Source organism: Candidatus Profftia tarda, assembly GCF_904848675.1.
GTDB lineage: Bacteria > Pseudomonadota > Gammaproteobacteria > Enterobacterales > Enterobacteriaceae > Profftia > Profftia tarda.
This window is the reverse complement of the sequence record NZ_LR890047.1, coordinates 828,451-853,806: the sequence shown is the minus strand read 5'-3', so window position 1 is coordinate 853,806 and position 25,356 is coordinate 828,451. Positions and strand designations below refer to the sequence as shown.

General features: G+C 36.3%; 34 protein-coding genes. 29 read left to right on the top strand and 5 right to left on the bottom strand.

All coding sequences use genetic code 11. From position 1 onward, the window contains the following. Positions 1-374: 374 nt before the first annotated feature. The gene (tusA, locus tag KTT71_RS02415; protein WP_216782275.1) at positions 375-638 is read left to right on the top strand and encodes a sulfurtransferase TusA; all 264 of its coding nucleotides are present in this window, start codon (positions 375-377) and stop codon (positions 636-638) included. 450 nt (positions 639-1,088) lie between these two features. Here the strand turns inward: tusA and suhB are convergent, their stop codons facing one another. From suhB to fldA, 3 genes are all read right to left on the bottom strand, one after another. After that, entirely contained in the window at positions 1,089-1,910 is an 822-nt protein-coding gene (gene suhB / locus KTT71_RS02410) for an inositol-1-monophosphatase (RefSeq protein WP_216782274.1), read from the bottom strand. A 2,421-nt stretch (positions 1,911-4,331) separates the two neighbouring features. Then, positions 4,332-4,778, bottom strand: a complete 447-nt coding sequence (gene fur / locus KTT71_RS02405; protein WP_216782273.1) for a ferric iron uptake transcriptional regulator — start codon at positions 4,776-4,778, stop codon at positions 4,332-4,334. A 1,194-nt stretch (positions 4,779-5,972) separates the two neighbouring features. Further along, positions 5,973-6,500 (bottom strand): flavodoxin FldA, encoded by a 528-nt coding sequence (fldA, locus tag KTT71_RS02400; protein WP_216782272.1) that lies wholly within the window; start codon positions 6,498-6,500, stop codon positions 5,973-5,975. Between the two features lie 1,930 nt (positions 6,501-8,430). On the opposite strand from fldA, the gene rpsJ reads away from it, so the two are divergent. The 28 genes from rpsJ (at position 8,431) to rplQ (ending at position 22,079) form a co-directional block, all read left to right on the top strand. Continuing rightward, complete coding sequence (rpsJ, locus tag KTT71_RS02395; protein ID WP_216782271.1) at positions 8,431-8,742, top strand: 30S ribosomal protein S10; 312 nt, start codon at positions 8,431-8,433, stop codon at positions 8,740-8,742. A 33-nt stretch (positions 8,743-8,775) separates the two neighbouring features. Then, positions 8,776-9,405 carry a 50S ribosomal protein L3 gene (gene rplC, locus KTT71_RS02390; protein WP_216782270.1) on the top strand — a complete coding sequence of 210 codons (630 nt, stop codon included), beginning with the start codon at positions 8,776-8,778 and terminating at the stop codon, positions 9,403-9,405. Positions 9,406-9,414: 9 nt separating this feature from the next. Then, positions 9,415-10,020: a 50S ribosomal protein L4 gene (gene rplD / locus KTT71_RS02385; RefSeq protein WP_216782269.1), complete on the top strand. Its 606-nt coding sequence runs from the start codon at positions 9,415-9,417 to the stop codon at positions 10,018-10,020. Further along, on the top strand, positions 10,017-10,319 hold the full coding sequence (gene rplW / locus KTT71_RS02380) for a 50S ribosomal protein L23 (RefSeq protein WP_216782268.1): 303 nt from the start codon (positions 10,017-10,019) through the stop codon (positions 10,317-10,319). The genes rplD and rplW overlap by 4 nt, the downstream gene beginning before the upstream one ends. Before the next feature lie 19 nt (positions 10,320-10,338). After that, positions 10,339-11,163, top strand: coding sequence for a 50S ribosomal protein L2 (rplB, locus tag KTT71_RS02375; protein WP_216782267.1), 825 nt, complete (start codon positions 10,339-10,341; stop codon positions 11,161-11,163). A gap of 14 nt (positions 11,164-11,177) precedes the next feature. Next, a complete protein-coding gene (rpsS, locus tag KTT71_RS02370; protein WP_216782266.1) occupies positions 11,178-11,456 on the top strand; it encodes a 30S ribosomal protein S19 in 279 nt (92 codons plus the stop codon). 14 nt (positions 11,457-11,470) lie between these two features. Further along, positions 11,471-11,803 carry a 50S ribosomal protein L22 gene (gene rplV, locus KTT71_RS02365; RefSeq protein ID WP_216782265.1) on the top strand — a complete coding sequence of 111 codons (333 nt, stop codon included), beginning with the start codon at positions 11,471-11,473 and terminating at the stop codon, positions 11,801-11,803. Between the two features lie 16 nt (positions 11,804-11,819). Next, positions 11,820-12,521, top strand: a complete 702-nt coding sequence (rpsC, locus tag KTT71_RS02360) for a 30S ribosomal protein S3 (protein ID WP_216782264.1) — start codon at positions 11,820-11,822, stop codon at positions 12,519-12,521. 14 nt (positions 12,522-12,535) lie between these two features. Next, positions 12,536-12,949: a 50S ribosomal protein L16 gene (rplP, locus tag KTT71_RS02355; RefSeq protein ID WP_216782263.1), complete on the top strand. Its 414-nt coding sequence runs from the start codon at positions 12,536-12,538 to the stop codon at positions 12,947-12,949. After that, on the top strand, positions 12,949-13,140 hold the full coding sequence (gene rpmC / locus KTT71_RS02350; RefSeq protein ID WP_216782262.1) for a 50S ribosomal protein L29: 192 nt from the start codon (positions 12,949-12,951) through the stop codon (positions 13,138-13,140). The genes rplP and rpmC overlap by 1 nt, the downstream gene beginning before the upstream one ends. After that, positions 13,140-13,394, top strand: coding sequence for a 30S ribosomal protein S17 (gene rpsQ / locus KTT71_RS02345; RefSeq protein WP_216782261.1), 255 nt, complete (start codon positions 13,140-13,142; stop codon positions 13,392-13,394). The genes rpmC and rpsQ overlap by 1 nt, the downstream gene beginning before the upstream one ends. A gap of 158 nt (positions 13,395-13,552) precedes the next feature. Next, positions 13,553-13,924 carry a 50S ribosomal protein L14 gene (gene rplN, locus KTT71_RS02340; RefSeq protein WP_216782260.1) on the top strand — a complete coding sequence of 124 codons (372 nt, stop codon included), beginning with the start codon at positions 13,553-13,555 and terminating at the stop codon, positions 13,922-13,924. Positions 13,925-13,934: 10 nt separating this feature from the next. Further along, the gene (gene rplX, locus KTT71_RS02335) at positions 13,935-14,249 is read left to right on the top strand and encodes a 50S ribosomal protein L24 (protein WP_216782259.1); all 315 of its coding nucleotides are present in this window, start codon (positions 13,935-13,937) and stop codon (positions 14,247-14,249) included. A 16-nt stretch (positions 14,250-14,265) separates the two neighbouring features. Further along, on the top strand, positions 14,266-14,805 hold the full coding sequence (gene rplE / locus KTT71_RS02330; RefSeq protein ID WP_216782258.1) for a 50S ribosomal protein L5: 540 nt from the start codon (positions 14,266-14,268) through the stop codon (positions 14,803-14,805). Between the two features lie 13 nt (positions 14,806-14,818). After that, on the top strand, positions 14,819-15,124 hold the full coding sequence (rpsN, locus tag KTT71_RS02325; protein ID WP_216782257.1) for a 30S ribosomal protein S14: 306 nt from the start codon (positions 14,819-14,821) through the stop codon (positions 15,122-15,124). 23 nt (positions 15,125-15,147) lie between these two features. Further along, positions 15,148-15,540 (top strand): 30S ribosomal protein S8, encoded by a 393-nt coding sequence (gene rpsH / locus KTT71_RS02320; protein WP_216782256.1) that lies wholly within the window; start codon positions 15,148-15,150, stop codon positions 15,538-15,540. 15 nt (positions 15,541-15,555) lie between these two features. Further along, positions 15,556-16,089 carry a 50S ribosomal protein L6 gene (gene rplF, locus KTT71_RS02315; RefSeq protein ID WP_216782255.1) on the top strand — a complete coding sequence of 178 codons (534 nt, stop codon included), beginning with the start codon at positions 15,556-15,558 and terminating at the stop codon, positions 16,087-16,089. Positions 16,090-16,098: 9 nt separating this feature from the next. Continuing rightward, entirely contained in the window at positions 16,099-16,452 is a 354-nt protein-coding gene (rplR, locus tag KTT71_RS02310; protein WP_216782254.1) for a 50S ribosomal protein L18, read from the top strand. A gap of 14 nt (positions 16,453-16,466) precedes the next feature. Further along, on the top strand, positions 16,467-16,970 hold the full coding sequence (gene rpsE / locus KTT71_RS02305; RefSeq protein ID WP_216782253.1) for a 30S ribosomal protein S5: 504 nt from the start codon (positions 16,467-16,469) through the stop codon (positions 16,968-16,970). Between the two features lie 2 nt (positions 16,971-16,972). After that, the gene (gene rpmD, locus KTT71_RS02300; protein WP_216782252.1) at positions 16,973-17,152 is read left to right on the top strand and encodes a 50S ribosomal protein L30; all 180 of its coding nucleotides are present in this window, start codon (positions 16,973-16,975) and stop codon (positions 17,150-17,152) included. Between the two features lie 3 nt (positions 17,153-17,155). After that, positions 17,156-17,605 carry a 50S ribosomal protein L15 gene (rplO, locus tag KTT71_RS02295; protein WP_216782251.1) on the top strand — a complete coding sequence of 150 codons (450 nt, stop codon included), beginning with the start codon at positions 17,156-17,158 and terminating at the stop codon, positions 17,603-17,605. After that, positions 17,598-18,929 (top strand): preprotein translocase subunit SecY, encoded by a 1,332-nt coding sequence (gene secY, locus KTT71_RS02290; RefSeq protein ID WP_216782250.1) that lies wholly within the window; start codon positions 17,598-17,600, stop codon positions 18,927-18,929. Before rplO ends, secY begins: the two co-directional genes overlap by 8 nt. A gap of 32 nt (positions 18,930-18,961) precedes the next feature. Then, complete coding sequence (gene rpmJ / locus KTT71_RS02285) at positions 18,962-19,078, top strand: 50S ribosomal protein L36 (protein ID WP_216782249.1); 117 nt, start codon at positions 18,962-18,964, stop codon at positions 19,076-19,078. 146 nt (positions 19,079-19,224) lie between these two features. Beyond that, on the top strand, positions 19,225-19,581 hold the full coding sequence (gene rpsM / locus KTT71_RS02280; RefSeq protein ID WP_216782248.1) for a 30S ribosomal protein S13: 357 nt from the start codon (positions 19,225-19,227) through the stop codon (positions 19,579-19,581). A gap of 16 nt (positions 19,582-19,597) precedes the next feature. Continuing rightward, on the top strand, positions 19,598-19,990 hold the full coding sequence (gene rpsK, locus KTT71_RS02275; RefSeq protein ID WP_216782247.1) for a 30S ribosomal protein S11: 393 nt from the start codon (positions 19,598-19,600) through the stop codon (positions 19,988-19,990). 30 nt (positions 19,991-20,020) lie between these two features. Then, on the top strand, positions 20,021-20,641 hold the full coding sequence (gene rpsD / locus KTT71_RS02270; protein ID WP_216782246.1) for a 30S ribosomal protein S4: 621 nt from the start codon (positions 20,021-20,023) through the stop codon (positions 20,639-20,641). A 26-nt stretch (positions 20,642-20,667) separates the two neighbouring features. Next, positions 20,668-21,657: a DNA-directed RNA polymerase subunit alpha gene (locus tag KTT71_RS02265; RefSeq protein WP_216782245.1), complete on the top strand. Its 990-nt coding sequence runs from the start codon at positions 20,668-20,670 to the stop codon at positions 21,655-21,657. Between the two features lie 41 nt (positions 21,658-21,698). Continuing rightward, positions 21,699-22,079: a 50S ribosomal protein L17 gene (gene rplQ, locus KTT71_RS02260; protein WP_216782244.1), complete on the top strand. Its 381-nt coding sequence runs from the start codon at positions 21,699-21,701 to the stop codon at positions 22,077-22,079. 553 nt (positions 22,080-22,632) lie between these two features. Here the strand turns inward: rplQ and mepM are convergent. Both mepM and znuA read right to left on the bottom strand, forming a co-directional pair. Continuing rightward, entirely contained in the window at positions 22,633-23,949 is a 1,317-nt protein-coding gene (mepM, locus tag KTT71_RS02255) for a murein DD-endopeptidase MepM (RefSeq protein WP_216782243.1), read from the bottom strand. A 13-nt stretch (positions 23,950-23,962) separates the two neighbouring features. After that, positions 23,963-24,904 (bottom strand): zinc ABC transporter substrate-binding protein ZnuA, encoded by a 942-nt coding sequence (gene znuA / locus KTT71_RS02250; protein WP_246543817.1) that lies wholly within the window; start codon positions 24,902-24,904, stop codon positions 23,963-23,965. Positions 24,905-25,356 lie beyond the last annotated feature (452 nt).

The following is a 25,356-nucleotide window of genomic DNA, read 5'->3' as shown; positions in this document are numbered from 1 at the left end:
GAGGTACTAAATTATATTAGATAAAATCATAAATCTTTACCCTGGAAATTATCTAGAGTAAAATGATGTGAAGGTCTACATTAAGATAATATCTATTTGCTTTATAAATATCTATTGCTTAAATATGCACAATGATATGCAGCGTTATATAATATTGCATAATGTAAGATATATATAATATTTTGTAAAAGTTATTAAAAATAATATGACTGCTTACACCTGCACTAATTACCATTAGCAAATTTTTGTCTAACTAAAACATCAAATTTTATAAAAGCGATATTTAAATAATAAAAATATAGGTGTTTTTTAATTGCTACGTCATCTTCTTATTTATCAAGAAATTTGCGCATTTATGAAGATAGAGAATCAATATGAATGATATTTTTTCTAATCATGATAAAATTCTTGATACATCTGGGCTAATCTGCCCTGAACCTGTAATGATGGTCCGTAAAACTGTACGTTATATGATTTATGGTCAAACTCTGTTGCTTATAGCAAGTGATCCATCAACTACCCGTGATATCCCTTCTTTCTGTTGTTTTATGAATCACGAATTGATTGCTCAGGAAACAAGTCAATTGCCATATCGCTACTTATTGCGTAAAGGTACGGATTCGGGAAGTGCAAGCTAAATTTTCATTAACCAAGAAGAACTTTTCTCATATCTTCAGTTCTATGAACTCGTTAGTATTTCAAAATATATTAAATAATGTACTACTTGTGATCTTATATCTAAGATATTAAATATATTATTGAAATCCATAAAGATTAATTATTTTTATGTATTTCTCTCAAAACGGATAGTGAGTCATTTAGTTAGAAATTTCTATTAAGGTCTAAAACTATATCTCATTCAATTAATGAGATCATCTAATAAAAATTTTTTGATAATATGGCGATGAATTTATTATAAATTTTTTATCTCATCAGTTGTTAGAATCATAATTTTTCTGAATAATCCTAGTAATATAATTTTGTATGTACTTTTTAGGGTCTATCTGCAATAACAGAGTGAGCAAAATTAATTAAATTTAGTTTAATTAATTTGAGATGTATAAGCAAGATTCCTTATTAGAATAGTTTTATAATTTACCAGAAATATCAATCTTTTTAATCTTCATTAGTTTATTACTTACATTACCTAAAATAGCTCTTACAATTCTTGGATTCCCTGCGATTGTATTACCTGATTTCAAATAGTTATGACCGCCGTCGAAGTCAGTAACTAGACCACCTGCTTCACATACTAGTAGTTCGCCAGCAGTTATATTCCAAGGTTTTAGACCTAATGCAAAAAAACCGTCTACCCGGCCAGCAGCAACATATGCAAGGTCTAGGGCAGGAGTACCGGTATAGCGTAAATCAGTAAACTGTTGAAAGAATTTATCTAATACTACGATATAAGAAGGAACCTGTTTTTTATCTTTGAACTTGAAACAGGTTGCTAGAACAGTCCCTGCTAAATATTTAGATATTGCACCCCTTAGTCGATAGCCATTCAACTGCGAGCCCTGACCACGGGTTGCAGTAAACATTTCATTGCGCATTGGATCATAAACTACAGCAATTTCAGTGCGGCCTCTGATTCGTACTGCAAGAGATACTGAAAAGTGCGGAAGACGTCTGATGAAGTTTGCAGCCCCATCCAATGGATTCAGTATCCACTGAATCTCATTACCTGAATAGAGCATGTTACAACTTTCTTTACTAAGGATTGTATGATGGGGGTAAGATTTGCGAATAGTTTCTATGATCAAGCATTTAGCATTAAAATCAACTTTAGATACAAAATCGCTACTAATTTTTGAGTTCGTCTCAATTGTCTCAGGAATTTCGTAATTTCTTGTCAACAAATTGCCAGCCATACGCGCAGCCCGTATAGCGATATTCAGCATCGGATGCATAATCATCTTCCACAAGATCTTAAAAAGTAATAAATATGTTAGTAGTATAGCAGGTTATGAACGAAAAGAGACCCGAATGGTTTAATTTGTTTATTTTGTAATATTTAGAAACAAGTTAGATCTTTGTCATGAGATATCAGTAATAGAGACTTCTTTCACGGCATGTAATCAATAGAAAGAATAAATAGAATATCAATGTTAATTAATAAGATATTCAAATTATCTGAATCAATTTATATTGATAATTTTTTGCAACCTGGTTGGTATTATCTTGATCTTTATAATGATTTTTACTTGAATAAGGTTTGTGATTATATAGCAGTATCCTATTAATTGATCTTCGTTATCATATATATTTGAGTTATTCTCAAAACTAGATCTTATTGCTTATCGTGACTATATGGATACTTCTATAATCACATCAGGTCGAATTATGGCTATAATTTATTGAGACTGAATTTATAATTATGCTCCACCATAACTTTAGTATTTTTATATTTTACCGCATAATGATAATTCTAATATTTATAGATATCATATTGATATAGTTACTATAAACTAAAGAAGTATTTATAATACTGCAATTAAAATTTTACTCATTGACTGATCTAATATTTATAAAAAATATGCATAGCCACTACTTATATCATATATAGATTAGTTATTTCATTAAAAAATAAAATACCTTATAGGTAATAGTCATTGCGCTATATAAATTGCTGATATGTTTATACTTCATTAATAGAATAGAGAGAGTAACTTTTGTTATTAAATATAATGTGTTATCGTTTATATTAATATTAAGTCCTATATCCTAATCCATTATAACTTGAGAAAACCAATATGATACGCTATTTGGTCAGTCGCAGAACCTAGAAATTATTCCATTATTAAATCTTATGTATATTTTTATTTCAAAAAGAGAGGTATATCAGATAGCACGACTTAGGTTTTTTGAAGTATTTAAGAATGCATAGTTATATATATTTTCATCTTAATTATTGAGTCGCACTTACTGAATAAAGACTTAGGATATTTCTTTCTTAGCTAGACCGCCATTATATTTTGCTGTATTATATGGCCATTTTTAGATCTACTTTCTCAGGAGTGTCTAAATATTTTATACTCTTGGTATGAGAAAATAGGTATCTATACATCTGTTTATTCGTTCTTTTGAAAAATTATCTCTATGCCGTTTTCACGTACATAAATAACGATTATGGCAGAGCAATAGCTAGATTTATGTTATTAATAAAGACTACCGAAATAATTATCAAGATAGATCCGTTATCTATCTAGTTCAAAGTTATCTATACAATCAGTACTATATTTAATAAAATAGGACCATCCAAGAGATCTCTCTTCACGCTATCACGCCAGAGTCTGATTGATTATTTACTAATACTTGTGGTCTCAGTTACTCATGCATGCATCCTTTATGAAATGCACAAAACAGAATGGTCATTACGGTAAAATTTGATCTGATTTTATAATTAGTATCGGTTCTATTAATGCATTTATCGTTCAGTATCAAGCATCTAAATGAGATAATAATCACTTGCTAAAACGCTTGTGCTGTTAACTTGGAATTCTTTAGATCCTGCACCGTAATCTCTATTCCAAGAGTTGGTAGTAGCTTACGGGTAGAGCTATATAACCGTTAAATAACGCTAACGCATTGATAAGAAGAAATTACTACTGTGTGTGGATCAAGAATGTTCCCATGGATAGAAGATCTATGATCAGTTATATACTTGCATTTTCAGCTTTTTGAGTAGTATTTCCCTTTTTCAATTTTGCACAAGTAAGGGGTATCATGCATCTGCAATTTTTGCATCATCAAACATGTTCTTACTCAATGAGGTAACTCGTAATTAATGCTGAATTAATAAACTGTTTCTATAGATATTTCATAATTATGCGTTAATTATATATTGCTAGTCTCCAGCCGACTCAAGTTGGTACTTATGCGTTTAAGGGCTAAGTTAAGGTCAACTAGATCTTTGGTAGTTTTCTATTGCAACTTTTCCAAGTACTACACCTATACTATTTTATCTAGTTCGGTAACTATTTGATGGTTAAAGATGCGATTGGTCTTGACAAGTATCATCATTGAGCGCTTCTTATGAATTACAGTGACTTAAACTCTAGGTTATATAAAAGAAGATTAATATTCATAATCAAGAAGCTCTATGCAGAGAGCTGGATTATTTTCACAAATTAGAGGCTTATAGACATAAAATGCATTCTATAAATTATAAGACACCTTACTTATTTACTTAACCCTCTGACAATTAATGGAAAAGGATAAAATATTAAAATATTTTAAATATAATTTAGCGTTTTGTAATCTTTGTATACGCTATATTTGCGGCAAGCAAACATTTTTGAAAAGAGATATATTATATGCATATAGATTAATTATTTACTATCTTGCAGCGTTTTATATTCGAGGCAATTATTTTCAGCACAGTACCCATAAAGATATAAGCTATGATTGGTAAGATGAATACCATTTTTTCGGGCAATGTCATGCTGACGCCTTTCTATGGTATCATCGCCAAACTCAATTACTTTACCGCAATCTAGGCATATAAGGTGAGCGTGATGGTCTTGTTTTGTAAGCTCGAAGACAGACCTTCCTCCTTCAAAATTATGACGAGTAGCAATACTCGCCTCTTCAAACTGGTTTAATACGCGGTAGACGGTTGCTAAACCTATTGCCTCACCCATATCGATTAGTTTCTTATAGAGATCTTCTGCACTTACGTGGTCGCAAGTTGGATCCTGTAGTGCTTCTAGAATTTTAAGACGCGGAAGCGTGACTTTAAGTCCAGCCTTTTTTAAGGCAGTATTATTATCTATCATGTAGGTTCTTTCCAGTTACTTGTTTTTGAGGAGTTTAGAACGCATAGTGTTTACAGCATGTCTTGCTTTAAATGATTATCATCAAACTAAAATTTAATCGATGTTTATTATAAATTCTATAAAGGTAAATGATAAACAGAGCAGTATAAATCTCTTAGTTTTAATAATACTGTGACGATAAACACAGCAATAATAATAAATTTTACTATATCAGTAGAGTGATTTAAATATGGCACATATTACTTGAATATTGAAATTTTTGCTATTGATTGAATAAATGAATCTTTAGATACTACATAACAAGCATTGTTATCATACGCTCAAGATCTATATTCTCGCAAAATAGAAATTTTAAATTTACAAAAATTAATACTAAAAATGCGTTAGATTATGATATAAACGAAAGTTATAGCACGATCATTAGTTCTATATGGATATTATACATTTACACAAAAATATTTCTCTCCTCAATTCATAATATTTTATTTATTATAGCCAATACGACCATCATATAAATGCTTACTCTCAAACATTATTGTGACTAATTATAAGGATATTCTCTAAAGATAGTAATATTGTATCTTACAACGTGATAAAAACATTCTGTTGATGAGCTTGCCTACTAATCTTATGAAGACTAAGATAATAAAATGTTTAGTCTGACTCAGAACAACACCAGTATGAGAAAAACATTTACTCTAGATAGGAACAACCTTAAAAAATATAGAAAAATAGAATAGAAATCGCCTGTGGTATGCTTTTATAGTAGTTATAAAATTATAGATATTAATGAACTATAAGTCATTTTATGAATAAAAGTATATATCCTTGCTAATCAACTCGATAGCATCTCAGAAAATTAGAGAAAGAACTCTGAGGATATGATCCTGTATTAGTATTAAAATAAGCAATAAATACGACTACTCAATCAATATATGATTCATAGCTTAAAAATGAGCATTTGCTAGAGAAAAGATTCATGTTAAGAATTATTGTATGTGCTACTATAATCTATACAAAATACTATACTTATTACTTAATACAGCGTAGTAACGATCACAATCATTGGCATCACGACTAAACTCGAGAAATAATGCACATTATTGCCCTAGACATCGTTAGATTAGTCTGAAGCTGTAGTTCTTTTCTCTTCTAGATTTATTTAATCACTCAATATTATTGCGCAAGTTTATATTAGCCAATAATCTCAAATAAACGCATTTCTTTAGAGATCTGCTTTACCCATGCATCAACGCGAGCTGTGGTAAGCGCAGGCTGGCGGTCTTCATCTATCGCTAAACCGACAAAATTTGTTTCGTCAAATAGAGCCTTGGATCTTTCGAAATAATAACCAGATACTGGCCAGTGCCCAACGATAGTAGCACCCATAGGTTTAATTAATTTATAGAGAATGCCCATCGCATCACAGAAGTACTCTCCATAATCCTCTTGATCTCCACTACCGAAAATAGCAACTAATTTTCCATTGAAGTCTATTTTGCTTAGTGAAGGAAAAAAATCATCCCAGTCACACTGCGCTTCACCGTAATACCAAGTAGGAATGCCAAATACGAGCATATTAAATGTTTCAATATCTTCTTTATTGCTTTTAGCTATGTCATGAATTGCAGCGATATCTTTTCCGAGTTTTTTTTGTATCAAATTAGCAATATTCTCAGTATTACCAGTATCACTACCAAAAAAAATACCTACTAATTCCATATATAGTTATACCTTAATTATATTTTAAATATAAAAAATACTTCAATACACAAGAAATAACAATGCTTACTGTATAAAAATACGTTAAATAGTTCTAGGTTGTAGTTATTCTGCGCTAGTTAGGAACTAATATGTGAAATATTATTCCATAATTATTTGAAATAAATTTTATATTATAATCTTTTCTATGTAAGATCTGTCAAAAACGTATTAATAGATCGTTTAGCATAGTGATATCTAGATGCATGTTATGCATTAACTCTCGAGTTTAGTCGTGATGCCAATGATTGTGATCGTTACTATGCTGTATTAAGTAATAAGTATAGTATTTTGTATAGATTATAGTAGCACATACAATAATTCTTAACATGAATCTTTTCTCTAGCAAATGCTCATTTTTAAGCTATGAATCATATATTGATTGAGTAGTCGTATTTATTGCTTATTTATCATGTAAAAAAATTATTTAGATCTCCCGGTAGATCTTACCTAATTGATAATAAGTACAATTACACAAAGAAATATGTAGTATCATATGAATACTTATCCTATATTTGTCTTTCTAAAATTATTTATAATTATTTAAGACTAAATTAAGGGTTTACATTATTATTTGCCGTGTGAAAATAATATTCTTCCATAAGAAACATGTCTGACAAACCTTTTCATTGTTAATGATATTAAAATATTCATGTATCGTATCATTTGAATCCTAGGAGGATTACTATCTTACTAGTAAGAGCTTATAGTGATAAGACGATTAATTTGATTGCTTTCTTTGTTATTTCCTTCATCATTTATATCTCACTTTTCCGCAATAATGTGCATGCGCATTGTGTGATAAAAATTGTTTAGCATAATAGTTAGCCCAGAATTCATAAGATACATGATACGAGATATCATCTATCTTATGCGTTTTATATTTTAATTATTCAAATGATCTCTATGACTAGATATTATTATAGTTATAGAATAAAATGCGCTAAATTATTTAATGCATTATAGTTTAACTTTTAAGTGATATCGATCATAGAAATAAAACCCTGATGTATGGATAAGAACAGGAGAATTATTTTGATTAATATTGATCAAATATCTTGACTTAATCTATTATATATTAACATTAGAAGGCGCAATAAATCTCATGCAGAGAGCTTCTCTTACTTCTGCTAATAAAAAATGCTACATGAACATCATGATTGTATGATTGTTTATTCTATGCGACCTTGTAAAGGTTATCTGCGAAATAAGTGCTGATCGTATCTGAAATATTTTCTTAAAGAAAACAGATAATAAATTTATTTTTTTGGTTATTCTAGAAAGAAGCCATATATATAAAGATATTTTTTGAAAAAAATGTATATTTTACGAATACAAAGATACGTGGCAAAATAAAATTATTTATGTATTATCTAGTGTGGATATTCAAATTTTTTGAAGCTTATTCGACATAAAACTTATTAAGTCTGGCACAGATAAAAACTTTAGAATAGGTTTATTATCTTATACGAATCATAGTAATTACTTTATTAAAAAAGCATCTGCATGTCATAGATAGATAATAATTCTGTGATATAGTTAAGTACTACCGTTAGATATAATAAGTCATGTAATAATATTGAGTCTTGCTTTTATTGATTTTTTGATATATATCTTAAGCTCATAGTATATGACAAGAACGTTATCTTAATGTGAGTTAAAATCATTATTTTATGTTTTATGTATTTAATTTGCTTTCTGATCTATTCTTGAATTATAATATGCTTGTTTACATAAAAAATATGAAACCCTTTTAAAAAAATAAACAATTAAAAATATTTAATAATACTCCTATATAAGCAGTTATATGCTCAAGATTACATTCCCCATCAATTAAAATGGGTGTGAAGAGTAATTTCTTATTTTTATAAAATAATGGAGTTCTGATCTCATGCAGAACCAAAGAATCCGTATACGTCTGAAAGCTTTTGATCATCGTCTAATCGATAAATCAACTGCGGAAATTGTTGATACTGCCAAACGCACTGGTGCGCAAGTTCGTGGACCGATACCGCTACCAACTCGCAAAGAGCGCCTTACTGTTCTGATCTCTCCGCATGTCAATAAAGATGCGCGCGATCAGTACGAAATACGGACCCATAAGCGTCTTGTTGATATAGTAGAGCCAACAGAGAAAACTGTTGATGCTTTAATGCGTCTAGACCTAGCTGCTGGCGTAGACGTGCAGATTAGCCTGGGTTAGTGAGGGTCACTGAACGAGTGAGAGGTTCAATAAATGATTGGTTTAGTCGGTAAAAAGGTCGGCATGACTCGCATCTTCACTAAAGATGGTATCTCTGTCCCGGTAACAATTATCTTAATAGAAATAAATCGTGTTACTCAGGTAAAAACCCTGAATAATGATGGATATCGTGCTGTTCAGGTAACTACAGGAATCAAGAAAGCAAATCGTATATCTAAAGCAGCAGCGGGACATTTTAAAAAAGCTGGGATAGAAGCTGGTAGTATTCTGCATGAATTCCGTCTCAGTGCAGATGAAGCTCTGACTGTAGGTCAGAGTATTAGCGTTGATATCTTTGCTAAAGTTAAAAAGATAACAGTTACAGGCACTTCTAAAGGCAAGGGTTTCGCAGGCACAGTAAAGCGCTGGAATTTCCGTACTCAAGATGCTACTCATGGTAACTCCTTATCTCACCGAGTGCCAGGTTCTATTGGTCAGAACCAAACTCCAGGTAAAGTATTCAAAGGAAAAAAAATGGCAGGTCAACTAGGTAAGGAACGTGTCACTATTCATAACTTGGATGTAGTGCTTGTGGACACTGAGCGCAATATACTGCTGGTTAAAGGTCCTGTGCCAGGCACAACAGGTAGCAATCTTATAGTTAAGCCTGCTGTTAAGGTGTGAGACAATAAAATGGAATTAGTAATGAAAGGCGCGAAAAAAGCATTGAATGTTTCCGAAACTACCTTCGATTGTGATTTCAACAAAGCACTAGTACACCAGGTAGTGGTTGCCTATGCAGCTGGCTCTCGTCAAGGTACTCGCTCCCAAAAAACTCGCGCTGAAGTAACTGGTTCAGGTAAAAAACCTTGGCGTCAGAAAGGTACTGGTCGTGCTCGGGCTGGCTCTGCAAAGAGTCCTATCTGGCGATCTGGTGGCGTTACATTTGCTGCAAAGCCTCAGGATCATGGTCAAAAAGTTAATAAAAAGATGTATCGCGGCGCACTAAAGAGCATTCTCTCTGAACTTGTGCGTCAAGAACGCCTGATTGTTGTTGATGATTTTACTATAGAAGCTCCTAAAACTAAGCTGCTAGTACAGAAACTAAAAGAGATGTCGTTAAAAGAAGTGCTTATTATAACTTTAGCAGTGGATAAACATATGTTTTTGGCTGCTCGCAACCTTTATAAGATTGATGTCCGTTCTGTAACAGGCATTGACCCTATGAGTTTAATAGCCTTTGATAAAATTATTATGACTGATGAGGCTATGAAAAAAGTTGAAGAGAGGCTAGCATGATCTATAAAGAACGTTTTCTAAAAATAATGCGCGCAACGCACGTTTCTGAAAAAGCGTCTATGGTTATGGAAAAAAACAATACGATAGTTCTTAAAGTTACTAAAGATGCAACAAAAGCAGAAATAAAATCTGCAATTAAGGAGTTATTTCAAATTGAAGTTAATGCAGTGCATACCTTGGTAGTAAAGGGAAAGATAAAGCGTAACGGTAAGCGTGTCGGTCATCGCAATGACTGGAAAAAAGCTTACGTAACCCTGCAAAAGGGCCAAAATTTAGATCTCATTGGCAGCGTAGAGTAAGTCGGAGGAGTAGAAAACAATGGCAATTGTTAAATGTAAACCGACATCTCCTGGTCGTCGCCACGTTGTTAAAGTGGTTAACCCTGAGCTTTATAAGGGGAAACCTTATGCTCCTTTGCTTCAAAAAATTAGTAAATCTGGCGGACGTAACAATAATGGTCGTATCACTACTCGTCACATAGGTGGTGGTCACAAACAGCATTATCGTTTGGTGGACTTCAAACGCAATAAAGATACTGTATCTGCTGTTGTAAAGCGCGTGGAATATGACCCCAATCGTTCGGCAAACGTTGCGCTGGTTTTATATAAAGATGGAGAATATCGTTATATTTTAGCGCCAAAAAGCCTAAAAACTGGTGACCAGATTCAATCTGGCGTTGATTCTGCTATCAAAATAGGTAATACATTGCCAATGCGTAATATCCCGGTGGGCTCTACTGTTCATAACGTAGAAATGAAACCAGGTAAAGGTGGTCAGATGGCGCGTTCTGCTGGTTCATATGTTCAAATCATTGCTCGAGATGGTGCTTATGTGACTCTACGTTTGCGTTCTGGCGAAATGCGAAAGATACAAGCTAATTGCCGCGCTACCTTAGGTGAAGTTGGTAATGCTGAACATATGCTACAAGTACTAGGTAAAGCAGGGGCAAGTCGTTGGCGTGGTGTACGTCCTACCGTTCGTGGTACCGCAATGAATCCAGTCGACCATCCACACGGTGGTGGTGAAGGTCGTAACTTTGGTAAGCATCCTGTATCTCCGTGGGGCCTACAGACTAAAGGTAAGAAGACCCGCAGCAACAAACGTACTGATAAATTCATTTTACGTCGCCGTAGTAAAAAATAATTAGAGGATAAGCCATGCCACGTTCTCTCAAGAAAGGTCCTTTCATTGACCTACACTTGCTGAAGAAGGTAGAGAAAGCCGTGGAAAACGGAGATAAAAAGCCTATCAAGACTTGGTCTCGTCGTTCAACGGTCTTTCCAAACATGATTGGTCTAACTATTGCTGTCCATAATGGTCGTCAGCATATTCCAATATTTGTAATCGATGAAATGGTCGGTCATAAATTAGGTGAATTTGCAACGACTCGTACTTATCGCGGCCACACAGCTGATAAAAAAGCTAAAAAACGCTAAAAGTAGAGGTAGAGATGGAAACTTATGCAAAACATAGCCATGCTCGTTCTTCTGCTCAGAAGGTTCGCCTCATAGCTAATCTGATCCGTGGTAAGAATGTTTCGAAAGCTTTGGAGTTGTTGGTTTATGCAAATAAGAAAGCTGCCGGTCTGGTCAAAAAAGTACTCGAGTCTGCCATAGCAAATGCAGAACACAATGATGGCGCTGACATCGATGATCTGAAAGTGATTAAGATATTCGTAGACGAAGGGCCAAGCATGAAGCGTATGATGCCGCGTGCTAAAGGTCGTGCAGATCGTATACTGAAGCGTACCAGCCACATTACAGTGGTCGTATCCGATCTCTGAGAATCTGGAGACTACAATGGGTCAGAAAGTACATCCTAATGGTATTCGTTTAGGTATTGTCAAACCTTGGAATTCTACTTGGTTCGCGAATACTAAAGATTTCGCTGACAATTTAGAAAGCGACTTTAAAGTTCGCCAATTTCTAACGAAAGAGCTGGCGAAGGCTTCTATTTCTCGTGTTGTAATTGAGCGTCCTGCAAAGAGCATTCGTGTGACTATTCACACAGCTCGTCCAGGTATCGTTATCGGAAAGAAAGGTGAAGATGTAGAGAAATTGCGTAAGGTAGTAGCTGATATTGCTCGCGTTCCTGCGCAAATCAACATCTCTGAAGTGCGTAAACCGGAACTAGATGCAACATTGGTTGCTGATAGCATTGCTTCACAGCTAGAGCGTCGTGTTATGTTCCGTCGTGCAATGAAGCGTGCTGTACAAAACGCAATGCGTTTGGGTGCTAAAGGTATTAAAGTAGAGGTTAGCGGTCGCCTAGGAGGTGCCGAAATTGCGCGTACTGAATGGTACCGCGAAGGTCGTGTTCCATTGCACACTCTCAGGGCTGATATAGATTATAATACATCTCAAGCGCACACTACTTATGGTATAATCGGAGTCAAGGTATGGATTTTCAAAGGTGAAATCCTAGGTGGCATGCTTGCTGCAGAACAATTAGATAAACCAGCTGCTCAACCTAAAAAGCAGCAGCGTAAAGGCCGTAGGTAAGGGAGAGTAGCTGCATGTTACAACCAAAGCGTACAAAATTTCGTAAAGTGCATAAGGGACGCAATCGTGGGCTAGCGGCTCAAGGTATGGATGTGAACTTCGGCACTTTCGGACTAAAAGCTATCAGTCGTGGTCGTCTAACTGCACGGCAAATAGAAGCCGCCCGTCGTGCTATGACTCGTGCGATAAAACGTGAGGGTAAAATTTGGATACGCGTTTTCCCAGATAAACCGATTACCGAAAAGCCTCTTGAGGTTCGCATGGGTAAAGGTAAAGGTAATGTGGAGTATTGGGTTGCCTTGATCCAGCCTGGTAAAGTACTTTATGAAATGGGAGGCGTGCCTGAAGATCTAGCCCGTGAGGCTTTTAAGCTAGCAGCGGCTAAACTCCCCATGAGAACTACTTTTGTAACTAAGACGGTGATGTAATGAAAATACAGAAGTTGCGTCAGAAAAGTACCACAGAGCTGCGAACTGAATTGTTGACCCTTCTGCGTGAACAATTTAAACTACGTATGCAGGCAGCATGCGGTAAACTGCAACAACCTCACTATTTAAAACAAGTGCGACGTGAAATCGCTCTTGTTAAGACTTTAATCACTGAGAAGGCAAGTGCGTAATGACTGATCAAATCCGTACTATGCAGGGTCGAATAGTGAGTGACAAAATGGAGAAATCTGTTGTTGTTATAATCGAACGCATGGTTAAGCATCCAATATATGGTAAATTTATCAAACGTACGACTAAACTGCATGTACACGACGAAAAAAATGAATGTAATATCGGTGACATTGTAGAAATACGTGAATGCCGACCAATATCTAAAACTAAGTCTTGGACCTTGGTGCGTATTGTAGAAAAAGCCGTTCTTTAATGCACTCGTATCTTTAATATTTAAACGGCTCAAAGTTGAGCCGTTTATTTTTCACATATATTCTAGAAGTGGTGTTATAATACTAGCCACTCAATCGTTAGGATTTAAAAAATTAACTTTAGATCCTAATCTCTACTATATATCAGTGGAGCATTAAAATGATCCAAGAACAGACTATGCTAAAAGTGGCTGATAACTCCGGTGCACGTCGAGTAATGTGTATCAAGGTTCTAGGTGGATCACGCCGCCGCTATGCAAATATCGGTGATATCATTAAAATCACCATTAAGGAAGCTATTCCTCGCGGTAAGGTTAAAAAGGGAGATGTACTAAAAGCCGTAGTTGTGCGTACAAAGAAAGGAATACGTCGCTCGGACGGTTCTGTGATTCGATTTGATGGTAATGCTTGCGTTATTTTACAGAATCAATCTGAACATCCTATTGGCACACGTATTTTTGGGCCAGTAACTCGTGAGTTGCGTAATGAAAAATTTATGAAAATTATTTCACTTGCACCAGAAGTACTGTAAGGATTGCACTATGGCAGCTAAAATCCGTAGTAATGACGAAATAATCGTGCTAACCGGTAAAGACAAGGGCAAGCGCGGTAAAGTAAAGAAAGTCTTTTCTTCTAGTAAAGTAATTGTTGAAGGAATAAACCTTGTCAAGAAACATCAAAAAGCAGTCTCTAGTTTGAATAAAATAGGTGGAATTATTGAAAAAGAATCTGCTATTCATGTTTCTAACATAGCCATCTTTAATGTATTAACCGGCAAGGCTGACCGGGTAGGATTTAGATTTGAAGATGGCAAAAAAGTGCGTTTCTTCAAGTCTAATAGCGAAACTATCAAGTAATTTGGAGTATAGTACGATGACAAAACTGCATGATTACTACAAAAACACAGTGGTCAAGCAACTAATGTCTGTTTTCGGCTACAATTCTGTTATGCAAGTCCCACTGATCAAGAAAATTACCCTAAATATTGGTGTTGGTGAAGCGATTGCGGATAAAAAATTATTAGATTATGCATCATCTAATCTAGCGGCAATATCCGGTCAAAAACCTTTAATTACTAAAGCACGAAAATCAGTTGCAGGATTTAAAATACGCCAAGGATATCCGATAGGATGTAAAGTAACGCTACGTGGTGCACGTATGTGGGAGTTCTTCGATCGTCTGATTTCTATTGCTGTGCCTCGTATCAGTGACTTCCGAGGTTTGCCTGCTAAATCATTTGACGGTCGCGGAAATTATAGCATGGGCATACGTGAACAGATTATCTTTCCGGAAATTGATTATGATAAAGTCGATCGTATTCGTGGTCTAGATATTACCATCACCACTAATGCGAAATCAGATGATGAATGTCGTGCGTTGCTGACTGCTTTCCACTTCCCATTACGCAAGTAAGGTAGAATTACTCATGGCTAAGCAATCTATGAAAGCACGCGAAATTAAACGCGTGAAATTAGCTGACAAGTTCTTTACTAAGCGCACTGAACTAAAAGCAATGATTTCTAATGTGAACACTGCTGATAAAGATCGTTGGCATGCTGTTCTTAAACTTCAGACTCTGCCGCGTGATTCCAGCCCGTCCCGTCAGCGTAACCGTTGTCGCCAAACTGGTCGTCCACATGCTTTTCTACGTAAGTTTGGGTTGAGTCGTATTAAAGTCCGTGAAGCTGCTATGCGCGGTGAAATACCTGGTCTTAAGAAAGCCAGTTGGTAATTTGAAGCATGGGAGTATAAAATATGAGTATGCAAGATCCGATATCGGATATGCTGACTAGAATCCGTAACGGTCAAGCTGCAAAAAGAGTTATGATTATTATGCCTTCTTCTAAAATAAAAATAGCAATAGCTAATGTGCTAAAACAAGAAGGTTTTATTAAGGATTTTAAAATTGCAGGCGATAAAAAAACTGAATTATTATTAGAGCTTAAGTACTTCCATGGCAAGTCAGTCGTAGAAAAAATTGAACGCATTAGCCGTCCAGGTCTACGGATTTATAAGAAAAAAGATAATATGCCAAAAGTTATGGCCGGTTTAGGTATAGCTATTATTTCTACTTCTAAAGGCGTTATGACTGATTATGCAGCACGCCAGTCTGGTATTGGTGGAGAGATTCTCTGCTATGTAGCTTGATCGAAAGGATAAAACATGTCTCGTGTTGCAAAAACACCTGTCGTTATTCCGATAGGCGTAGAAGTAAAGATTAACGACCAAGTAATTTCTATAAAAGGTAAAAACGGCGATTTGACTCGTATAGTCCATGATGCTGTTGAAATTAAGCATACCGGCAGTACATTGACCTTTGCTCCGCGCGAAAGTTTTTCAAATGCTTGGGCTCAGGCCGGTACAACTCGTGCTCTTGTTAATGCAATGGTTATTGGTGTTACCGAAGGATTCAGCAAGAAGCTACAGTTAGTGGGTGTAGGTTACCGGGCAGTAGTTAGAGATCAATCTTTGAACTTATCCTTAGGTTTTTCTCATCCAATTGAACATGCCTTACCAGAAGGTATTACTGCTGAATGCTTATCTCATACTGAAATTATGCTTAAAGGCTCTGATAAACAGTTGGTTGGACAAGTAGCGGCAGACCTGCGTTCTTACCGTCGTCCGGAGCCTTATAAAGGCAAAGGTATTCGTTACGCCGACGAGATCGTGCGTACTAAAGAGGCTAAAAAGAAATAAGTTAATACTATGGATAAGAAATCTGCTCGTATCCGTCGCGCGACGCGCGCACGTCAGAAGCTGAAAGAATTATGTGTAACTCGCTTGGTAGTACATCGTACACCCCGTCATATATATGCACAGGTAATTGCATCTAATGGTTCTGAAGTGCTGGTCGCTGCTTCTACTTTAGAGAAAGCAATAAGTGAGCAACTGGAATATACTGGCAATAAAAATGCTGCAATTATTGTAGGTAAAGTTATTGCTGAACGTGCGCTGGCAAAAGGTATTAAAGATGTATCTTTTGATCGCTCTGGGTTTCAGTATCATGGTCGTGTCCAGTCATTAGCAGATGCTGCTCGTGAAGCTGGTCTAAAGTTCTAAGGTAAAGGTATCAAATGGTTAATATCGAAAAAAAAGCTAGTGAACTGCAGGAAAAGCTAATCGCTGTAAATCGCGTATCTAAGACTGTAAAGGGCGGACGCATTTTTAGCTTCACTGCACTTACTGTAGTTGGTGACCGTAATGGGCGTGTGGGTTTTGGTTACGGCAAGGCTCGTGAAGTTCCTGCAGCCATCCAAAAAGCTATGGAGAAAGCTAGACGTAACATCATGAATGTTTCTTTAAATAGCGGCACTCTTCAGCATCCTGTGAAAGGAGACCATACGGGCTCTAGTGTCTTTATGCAGCCAGCTTCCGAGGGTACTGGTATTATTGCTGGTGGAGCGATGCGTGCCGTTCTAGAAGTTGCTGGAGTTCATAACGTTTTAGCCAAGGCGTATGGCTCTACTAATCCAATTAATGTAGTTCGCGCAACTATAGATGGCCTAGTAAACATGAAGTCTCCTGATATGATCGCCGCTAAGCGTGGTAAATCTGTTAAAGAAATTCTGGGTAATTAACCATGTTAAAAACTATTAGAATAATTCAAACGCGCAGCTCAATTGGTCGTTTGCCTAAACACAAAGCAACTTTATTCGGTCTGGGTCTGCGTCGTATTCGGCATATTGTAGAACGTGAAGATACTCCTTCCATACGTGGAATGGTTAAAGCAGTTTCCTATATGGTTAAGATTGGGGAGTAAGAGATGCGTTTAAACACTCTATCTCCGGCCAAAGGTTCCAGACACGTATCCAAACGTATAGGTCGTGGCATTGGTTCTGGATTCAGTAAAACTGGTGGTCGTGGTCATAAAGGTCAGAACTCTCGTTCTGGGGGGGGCATACGTCGCGGCTTTGAGGGTGGGCAAACACCCCTTTGCAGGCGTCTGCCAAAATTCGGTTTTACTTCCCGTAAAGGAATACTAACTACCGAAGTGCGTCTATCTGATATCGATTTAGTTGAAGGAGATATTATTGATCTAAATACTCTAAAATCCGCTAATATAGTTAGCCGAAAAATAAAATTTGTAAGAGTGATATGTTCGGGTCAAATCAGGCGTCCTGTAATTTTGCGTGGTCTTCGTGTTACTAAAGGTGCTCGTGCTGTAATTAAAGCTATTGGCGGTGAAATTGAGGAATCATTAGCAGATGGCTAAGCAACCAAGATTAGATCTTCAAAGTGCTAAGGGTGGACTTACCGAACTCAAGCATAGAATGCTATTTTTAATTGGATCACTAATAGTTTTCCGCATTGGATCTTTTATTCCTATTCCTGGGATTGATGCTTCTATACTTACGAATATGCTTGAACAGCAGCGCGGTACCATTATTGAAATGTTTAATATGTTCTCTGGCGGTGCGCTTAGCCGTGCTTCTATCTTTGCTTTAGGTATTATGCCATATATTTCAGCTTCAATTATTGTACAGTTATTGATAGTTATCCATCCAGTATTAGCAGAAATCAGGAAAGAAGGAGAATCTGGTCGTCGTAAGATCGGTCAGTACACCCGTTACGGTACGCTAGTTCTGTCAATTTTTCAGTCTATAGGGGTTGCAACTGGCCTTCCTAATATGCCGGGTATGCAAGGATTAGTAATGAATCCTGGATTTGCTTTTTATTCCACTGCAATAGTTAGTCTAGTAACAGGCACTATATTCTTGATGTGGTTAGGTGAGCAAATAACTGAGCGTGGCATAGGTAATGGTATCTCAATTATTATATTTGCAGGTATTGTGGCCGGTTTGCCACCGGCTATTGGCCATACTATTGAGCAAACTCGTCAGGGAGATCTTAATTTTCTTGTTTTGATATTAGTTGCGGCGCTAGTCTTTGCGGTAACTTTTTTCGTTGTTTTCGTTGAGCGAGGTCAGAGACGAATTATTGTAAACTACGCTAAGCGCCAGCAAGGACGTAGAATTTATGCGGCACAGAGCACACATTTACCATTAAAAATAAATATGGCTGGTGTCATACCTGCTATTTTTGCCTCTAGTATTATTTTATTCCCAGCTACGCTAGCATCTTGGTTTGGCGGGGGGACCGGTTGGAATTGGCTAACTATAATTTCTCTTTATTTGCAGCCCGGGCAACCTCTTTACTTATTACTCTATTCTGCTGCAATTATATTTTTTTGTTTTTTTTATACAGCCTTGGTCTTTAATCCAAGAGAAACAGCTGATAACTTAAAAAAATCTGGTGCATTTGTGCTAGGAATACGTCCCGGAGAACAAACGGCAAAGTATATCGATCAAGTAATGACACGTTTAACGTTGATTGGTGCCTTTTATATTACCTTTATCTGCTTGTTCCCCGAATTCATGCGTGATGCGATGAAAGTTCCATTCTACTTTGGTGGTACATCACTGCTAATTGTGGTAGTTGTCATCATGGATTTTATGGCTCAAGTCAAGACTATAATGATGTCAAGTCAGTACGACTCTGCATTAAAGAAAGCGAACTTAAAAAGTTATAACCGCTGATTCATCTATTTTAAAAAGTTACGGAGAATACAATGAAAGTTCGTACTTCCGTTAAGAAATTATGTCGTAACTGTAAAATTGTTAAGCGCAACAGTGTTGTGCATGTCATTTGCAGTGTAGAACCAAAACATAAACAGCGTCAAGGTTAAGTATCTTGCATATTTTCTTGCAAGTTGAGGTTAATATAGCTAGATTTTAGTCAGATAAACTCTGGTGAATTGCGTCAGTATCATTTTAGTATCCTGAAAGCGGGCTTGCCAAAGTGTTACTGTTGTGTAAACTTTAGGAGTGTATAGTGGCCCGTATAGCAGGAATTAATATTCCTAATCAAAAACACACTGTAATCGCATTAACTGCGATTTTCGGTATAGGCAATACCACCTCACAATCTATATGTCAAGCAACAGGAATTGCTAAAAATATTAAGATCAGTGAGCTTTCTGAAGAGGAAATAGATAAGCTTCGTGAGGCAGTTGGCAGGTATACTGTAGAAGGTGACCTGCGTCGCGAAGTAACCCTAAGTATCAAGCGGTTGATGGATCTTGGAACTTATCGTGGTTTGCGCCATCGTCGAGGTCTACCGGTACGCGGTCAGCGAACTAAGACAAATGCACGTACCTGTAAGGGTCCGCGTAGACCGATCAAGAAATAATTGGGGTGATTTAATAATGACAAAAGCACCTATGCGTGCACGCAATAAGCGTGTAAAAAAACAAGTATTAGATGGTGTGGCTCATGTGCACGCCTCTTTCAATAATACAATTATTACAATTACTGATCGTCAAGGTAATGCACTAGGTTGGGCAACAGCTGGTGGTTCCGGTTTTCGTGGTTCCCGCAAATCTACTCCTTTTGCTGCACAAGTAGCAGCTGAACGTTGTGCTGAAGCAGTCAAAGATTATGGAATTAAAAATCTAGAAGTTATGGTTAAAGGACCTGGTCTTGGTCGTGAATCTACAATTCGCGCATTGAACGCAGCTGGTTTTCGTATTACGAATATTACTGATGTTACTCCTATTCCTCATAACGGTTGTCGCCCACCAAAAAAACGTCGTGTATAAAGTTGCTCTTATATTGCTGGAGAAAGAGAAATGGCAAGATATTTGGGTCCTAAGCTCAAGCTAAGCCGTCGTGAAGGCACAGATTTATTCCTTAAGTCTGGTGTTCGTGCGATTGATACTAAGTGTAAAATTGAGCAGGCACCTGGCCAGCATGGTGCGCGTAAACCGCGTCTATCTGACTATGGAATTCAATTACGTGAAAAGCAAAAAGTTCGTCGTCTATACGGAGTTTTAGAACGTCAGTTTCATAATTATTATAAAAAAGCAGCCCAGCTGAAAGGTAATACCGGTGAAAACTTATTAAAACTCCTCGAGAGTCGTTTAGATAATATAGTTTACCGCATGGGCTTTGGTACGACTCGTGCAGAAGCACGTCAATTAGTTAGCCATAAAGCAGTAATAGTAAATAATCGCGTTGTTAACATTCCTTCTTATCAGGTGGTTCCTAATGACGTAGTCAGTATGCGCGAGAAATCTAAGCAGCAATCTCGTGTAAAGGCCGCCTTGGAGTTGGCTGAACAACGTCAAAGTACGACTTGGCTAGATGTTAATGTTGCCAAGATGAAAGGTGTGTTCAAAAGTAATCCTGAACGTTCCGATCTGTCTGCAGACATTGACGAGCACCTGATTATCGAGCTTTATTCGAAGTAAGGCTGAAGCACCAAAGAGAGGATATAATGCAGGTTTCTGTGACAGAATTTCTAAAACCGCGCTTAGTAGATATCGAGCAACTAAGTTCGACACACGCCAGAATTACCCTAGAGCCGTTAGAGCGTGGCTTCGGTCATACCCTAGGTAACGCATTACGCCGTATTCTGCTATCGTCTATGCCGGGTTGTGCAGTGACAGAAGTTGAGATTGATGGAGTACTACATGAATATAGTACTAAAGAGGGGGTACAAGAAGATATCTTAGAAATACTTCTCAACCTCAAAGGATTAGCAGTGAAACTGCAAGGCAAAAACGAGGTAATACTGAACTTATATAAATCTGGTATTGGTCCTGTGACGGCTTCTGATATAAGCTATAATAGTAATATTGAAATAGTCAAACCCAAATACGTCATCTGTCATCTAACTGATAAAAACGCATCAATTAGTATGCGTATTAAAATTCAGCGTGGTCGTGGTTATGTGCCCGCTTCAGCACGGATTAATTCGGAGGAAGATGAGCGTCCAATAGGTCGTCTATTAGTTGATGCCTGTTATAGTCCTGTAGAGCGTATTGTTTACAATGTTGAAGCAGCTCGTGTTGAACAGCGCACCGACCTCGACAAGTTAGTTATAGAGATGGAAACTAATGGTACGATTGACCCTGAAGAATCAATCCGGCGTGCAGCAACTATATTGGCTGAACAACTTGAAGCTTTCGTTGATCTTCGTGATGTGCGTGAACCTGAGGTAAAAGAAGAAAAACCAGAGTTTGATCCGATTTTGCTGCGTCCTGTTGATGATCTAGAACTGACTGTACGTTCTGCTAATTGCCTGAAAGCAGAAGCTATTCACTACATTGGAGATCTGGTCCAGCGCACTGAAGTTGAGTTGCTAAAAACGCCAAATTTGGGTAAAAAATCTCTTACTGAAATTAAAGACGTATTAGCCTCTCGTAGCTTATCTCTTGGTATGCGCCTAGAAAACTGGCCGCCAGCTAGTATTGTTGATGAGTAATGAAATTATAATTTAAGTTTTTATTGAGAAAGGATTAAGTAATGCGCCATCGTAAGAGCGGTCGTCAATTAAATCGTAATAGCAGCCATCGCAAATCTATGTTTCGCAATATGGCCAGTTCTTTAATACGTCATGAAATTATTAAGACTACAGTACCTAAAGCTAAAGAACTGCGTCGTATTTTTGAGCCGCTCATTACTCTTGCAAAGACTGATAGTGTTGCTAATCGCCGTTTAGCATTTGCGCGTATTCGTAATAATTCAATCGTAGCAAAAATGTTTAACGATCTAGGACATCGTTTCTTAAATCGTTATGGTGGATACACCCGCATTATTAAATGTAGTACCCGCGCAGGAGATAACGCGCCTATGGCTTATATTGAACTAGTTGATCGCGCTCCGTCACCTAAAATGCAGACATAACCATAAGAGAGTCATTCAATTTGTCTAAGTATTTGAATTTTATATAGGGACCATTCTATTAATTATTACTGCTTTCCATTGATAATGATTTATTTTATTATGTTCCTATTTAAGCTAGTAAATAGAGTTTCTTGCTTACCTAAATATCAAGTATATACATGCTTCCTCTGTAAAATATATTGTATTGACTAATACCTTATAATTTAGAAGCAATTGCTTTCTAGTAAAATATAATACACAGCCCTTGGTTATTATATTATTTAACTTCTAATAGATTCTAGCATATATAAACAGGATATCATAAGTATTTTGCAGTCGTTAAAAAATCAAAGTCAAATATAAAAGCACAAGAAATTTTAAAAATATAACTTCTTGTGCAATGATGTAACATCATGTAATACTAAACAGATTAGTTGAAACAATAAATATCGATATGGTTACAAGCCAGGCATAAAAGACTTGGTCTTTTTTTGCCTTTTCTAAAACCATTAAATATTGATCATGTCATACAGACATATACAAAAAATAAAGAATAATGCAAGACTCTTATATATCAACATATCAGAAGTGGAATAACCTGGCGTACAAGAGCTAAATAATTCTTACGGGTTTTCCCTAACAATCTATAAGAACAAGGTAGTTGGGCTGTTAATGGATTTATAGCATGGTTATTTAACCAGAATTCGTAGTGAAGATGGGGTCCTGTAGAACGGCCAGTATTACCTGATAAAGCAATAGGCTCTCCACGTTTAACTTTTTGTCCAGGTTTTACAAGAATTCTTTTTAAGTGCATAAATCTAGTTTTATATTGATGCCCATGACGCACAACTACATAATTTCCTGCAGCCCCTCCGTGCCTTGCGATCATCACCTCTCCATCTCCTACTGCAAATACTGGTGTTCCTACGGGCATGGCAAAGTCGATTCCACGATGCGGCGCCATGTGTCCAGTAACTGGATTAATTCTTAGGGGGTTAAATCTAGATGAAATACGAAACTTTTTTCTTGTAGGGAAACGCATGAATCCCTGCGTTAAACTGCTACCCTGACGATCATAAAATTTACCATCTTGCGCCCGGACTGCATAGTAATCTTTTCCTCCAGTGCGCATTCTTACCCCTAGTAATTTGCTCTGCTCACTACGGTTGTTCTTATATTCATGAGATATTAGTACTGCAAACTGATCTCCTGTATGTAATTTTCGAAAATCCATTTGCCATTGCAAAACCTTAATAATAGTATTAATTTCATGCATTTTAATTCCGGCAGTACGAGCGCTATTTACAAAATTACCCTTAAGAGCACCAGTAATAATATGATTGTTTCTATTGCCACAGTCAAATGTAATAACTTCTTTAAAGTTATTCCTAATCAGATTATAGGTGCGAATCTTAGAACTATTTTCTTTCCAGGATAGTTTTTGTAGTTCACTTTTATCATTTATCACCCACGAAATAGTATCACCTTTTTTTAAGTGATATAGCTCTGGATTGTATTTTGCCAGAGCGGAAACCCCTGAGATATCTATACCGAACTGGGTAAGAATACTGCTAATATTATCTCCACTAGCAACTACGTAATTATGAGTCTCGAGACTATCATCTTTCTTATCTTCTGATGATTTACTAGGCATCTCATCTTTTAGTGCTGACTTATACAGAGTTTTACTATCATCGGTTGTAAGGGTGCACAATTGTTTATTATCAGTATGGATATTTTTAGCAGTATTTTTATCTTCCCTTGTTTGGTACAAAAAGGGCCTGGCAATAGAAATTGCTAGCGTAATAACAGCTAGTGAACCCAGTATTACCTTATCTAGTCGGGGGAGGTTATTATACACTAAGGCTATAGATCGAGCTATCTGCTGCACTCAGGAGTTCCTCTTAATATTCATTCAGGCAATTTACATACTGTTGTGATAGCTGAGTCAAGAATTGCATATAACTATTAGCTCCGAGAGCTATTGCGGTTCCTAGGGGATCTAATGTCCCCTGATGTACTATTTTACCCTGTGACACCACTGAAATTATTGCCGGCCTGAACTGTGGTTCAGCAAAAATAGCCTGTGGTTTAACCAGCTGTGTTCTGATTTGATGTAAACGCTGTGCACCTGGTTGAATTGCAGGGTTGACTGTAAAATAACCTAAAGGAGTTAGACCAAAGGTTTTCTCAAAATAACCATAAGCATCATGAAATACAAAATAACCTTTCCCTAGCACAGGTTGTAGCATAATAACAATTTTTTTTTCTGTCTGCTCTAATTGTTCTTCAAATTTACGTAAATTTAAATCTAGCTTATTCTTCTTTTGCGGATTTTGTAATAATAATTTAGAGTGAATAGCAATGGCAATATTTTTTGCAATCGCTGGAGATAGCCAAATATGCAAATTATACTGACTATTATTGCAGACATTATGCTTTTCTAAGGACGTGCTATGAGTTTTTACAAGATTATTAATATTTTTATATTTTTTTATGCTATTTTTTTGTGGCAAGGATTCATAACAGCATTCCTGATGACTCTTAATGAGAAGACTATTAATATTTGGTAGGATAGATAAAATTAGGTTATTCTTATCTTCTATTTTTTGCGTAATCTTGGTCAAAAAAGACTCCATTGTCGGTCCTACCCATACCACAAGATCCGCATTATGCAAACGTTCGATATCCGATGGTTTGAGCGCATAATTATGAGGAGACGCACCATCAGGAAGCAGAACATCTGTTTGAGTCACACCATCAGTAATTGCTGATGCAATAAATCCTAAAGGGCGTATTGAAGTTAATACTTTTGCTTCAGCATAATTTGTACCAGCATGGCTCAATAATACCCCAAAAATAGCAGAGATCTGAAACCATTTTTTTTTTGCATCATCTTGAAGTTATCTTCTTCCTTTTGAAGTATGATCTAGAATGATATTCTACCTCATCATAAAAATATATTTAGTAAATTACTATTTTACTTTATCTCTTCAGAATATCATGTTTATTTTTATGTCTATTGCTTTTTTATTTTTATTGCTTAATATCATCCAATATTATAAATATTATCATAGTTTTAAAATAATATAATGACAGTGCGATTGATTATAGACTTAGGGACATCATAAGCAGGTTGCATAGCTCTAAAAATCATTTGTTAATTAACTAGCATAAATACAACTATAGCTCTGTTGAGCTATCAATTTTTTAATGCATTTAAGTACTTTTTAAATATAAACCTCTACTGCTGTAAGTTTTTTATTTCTTAAAAGTACTATAATCAGCAAATCAAACG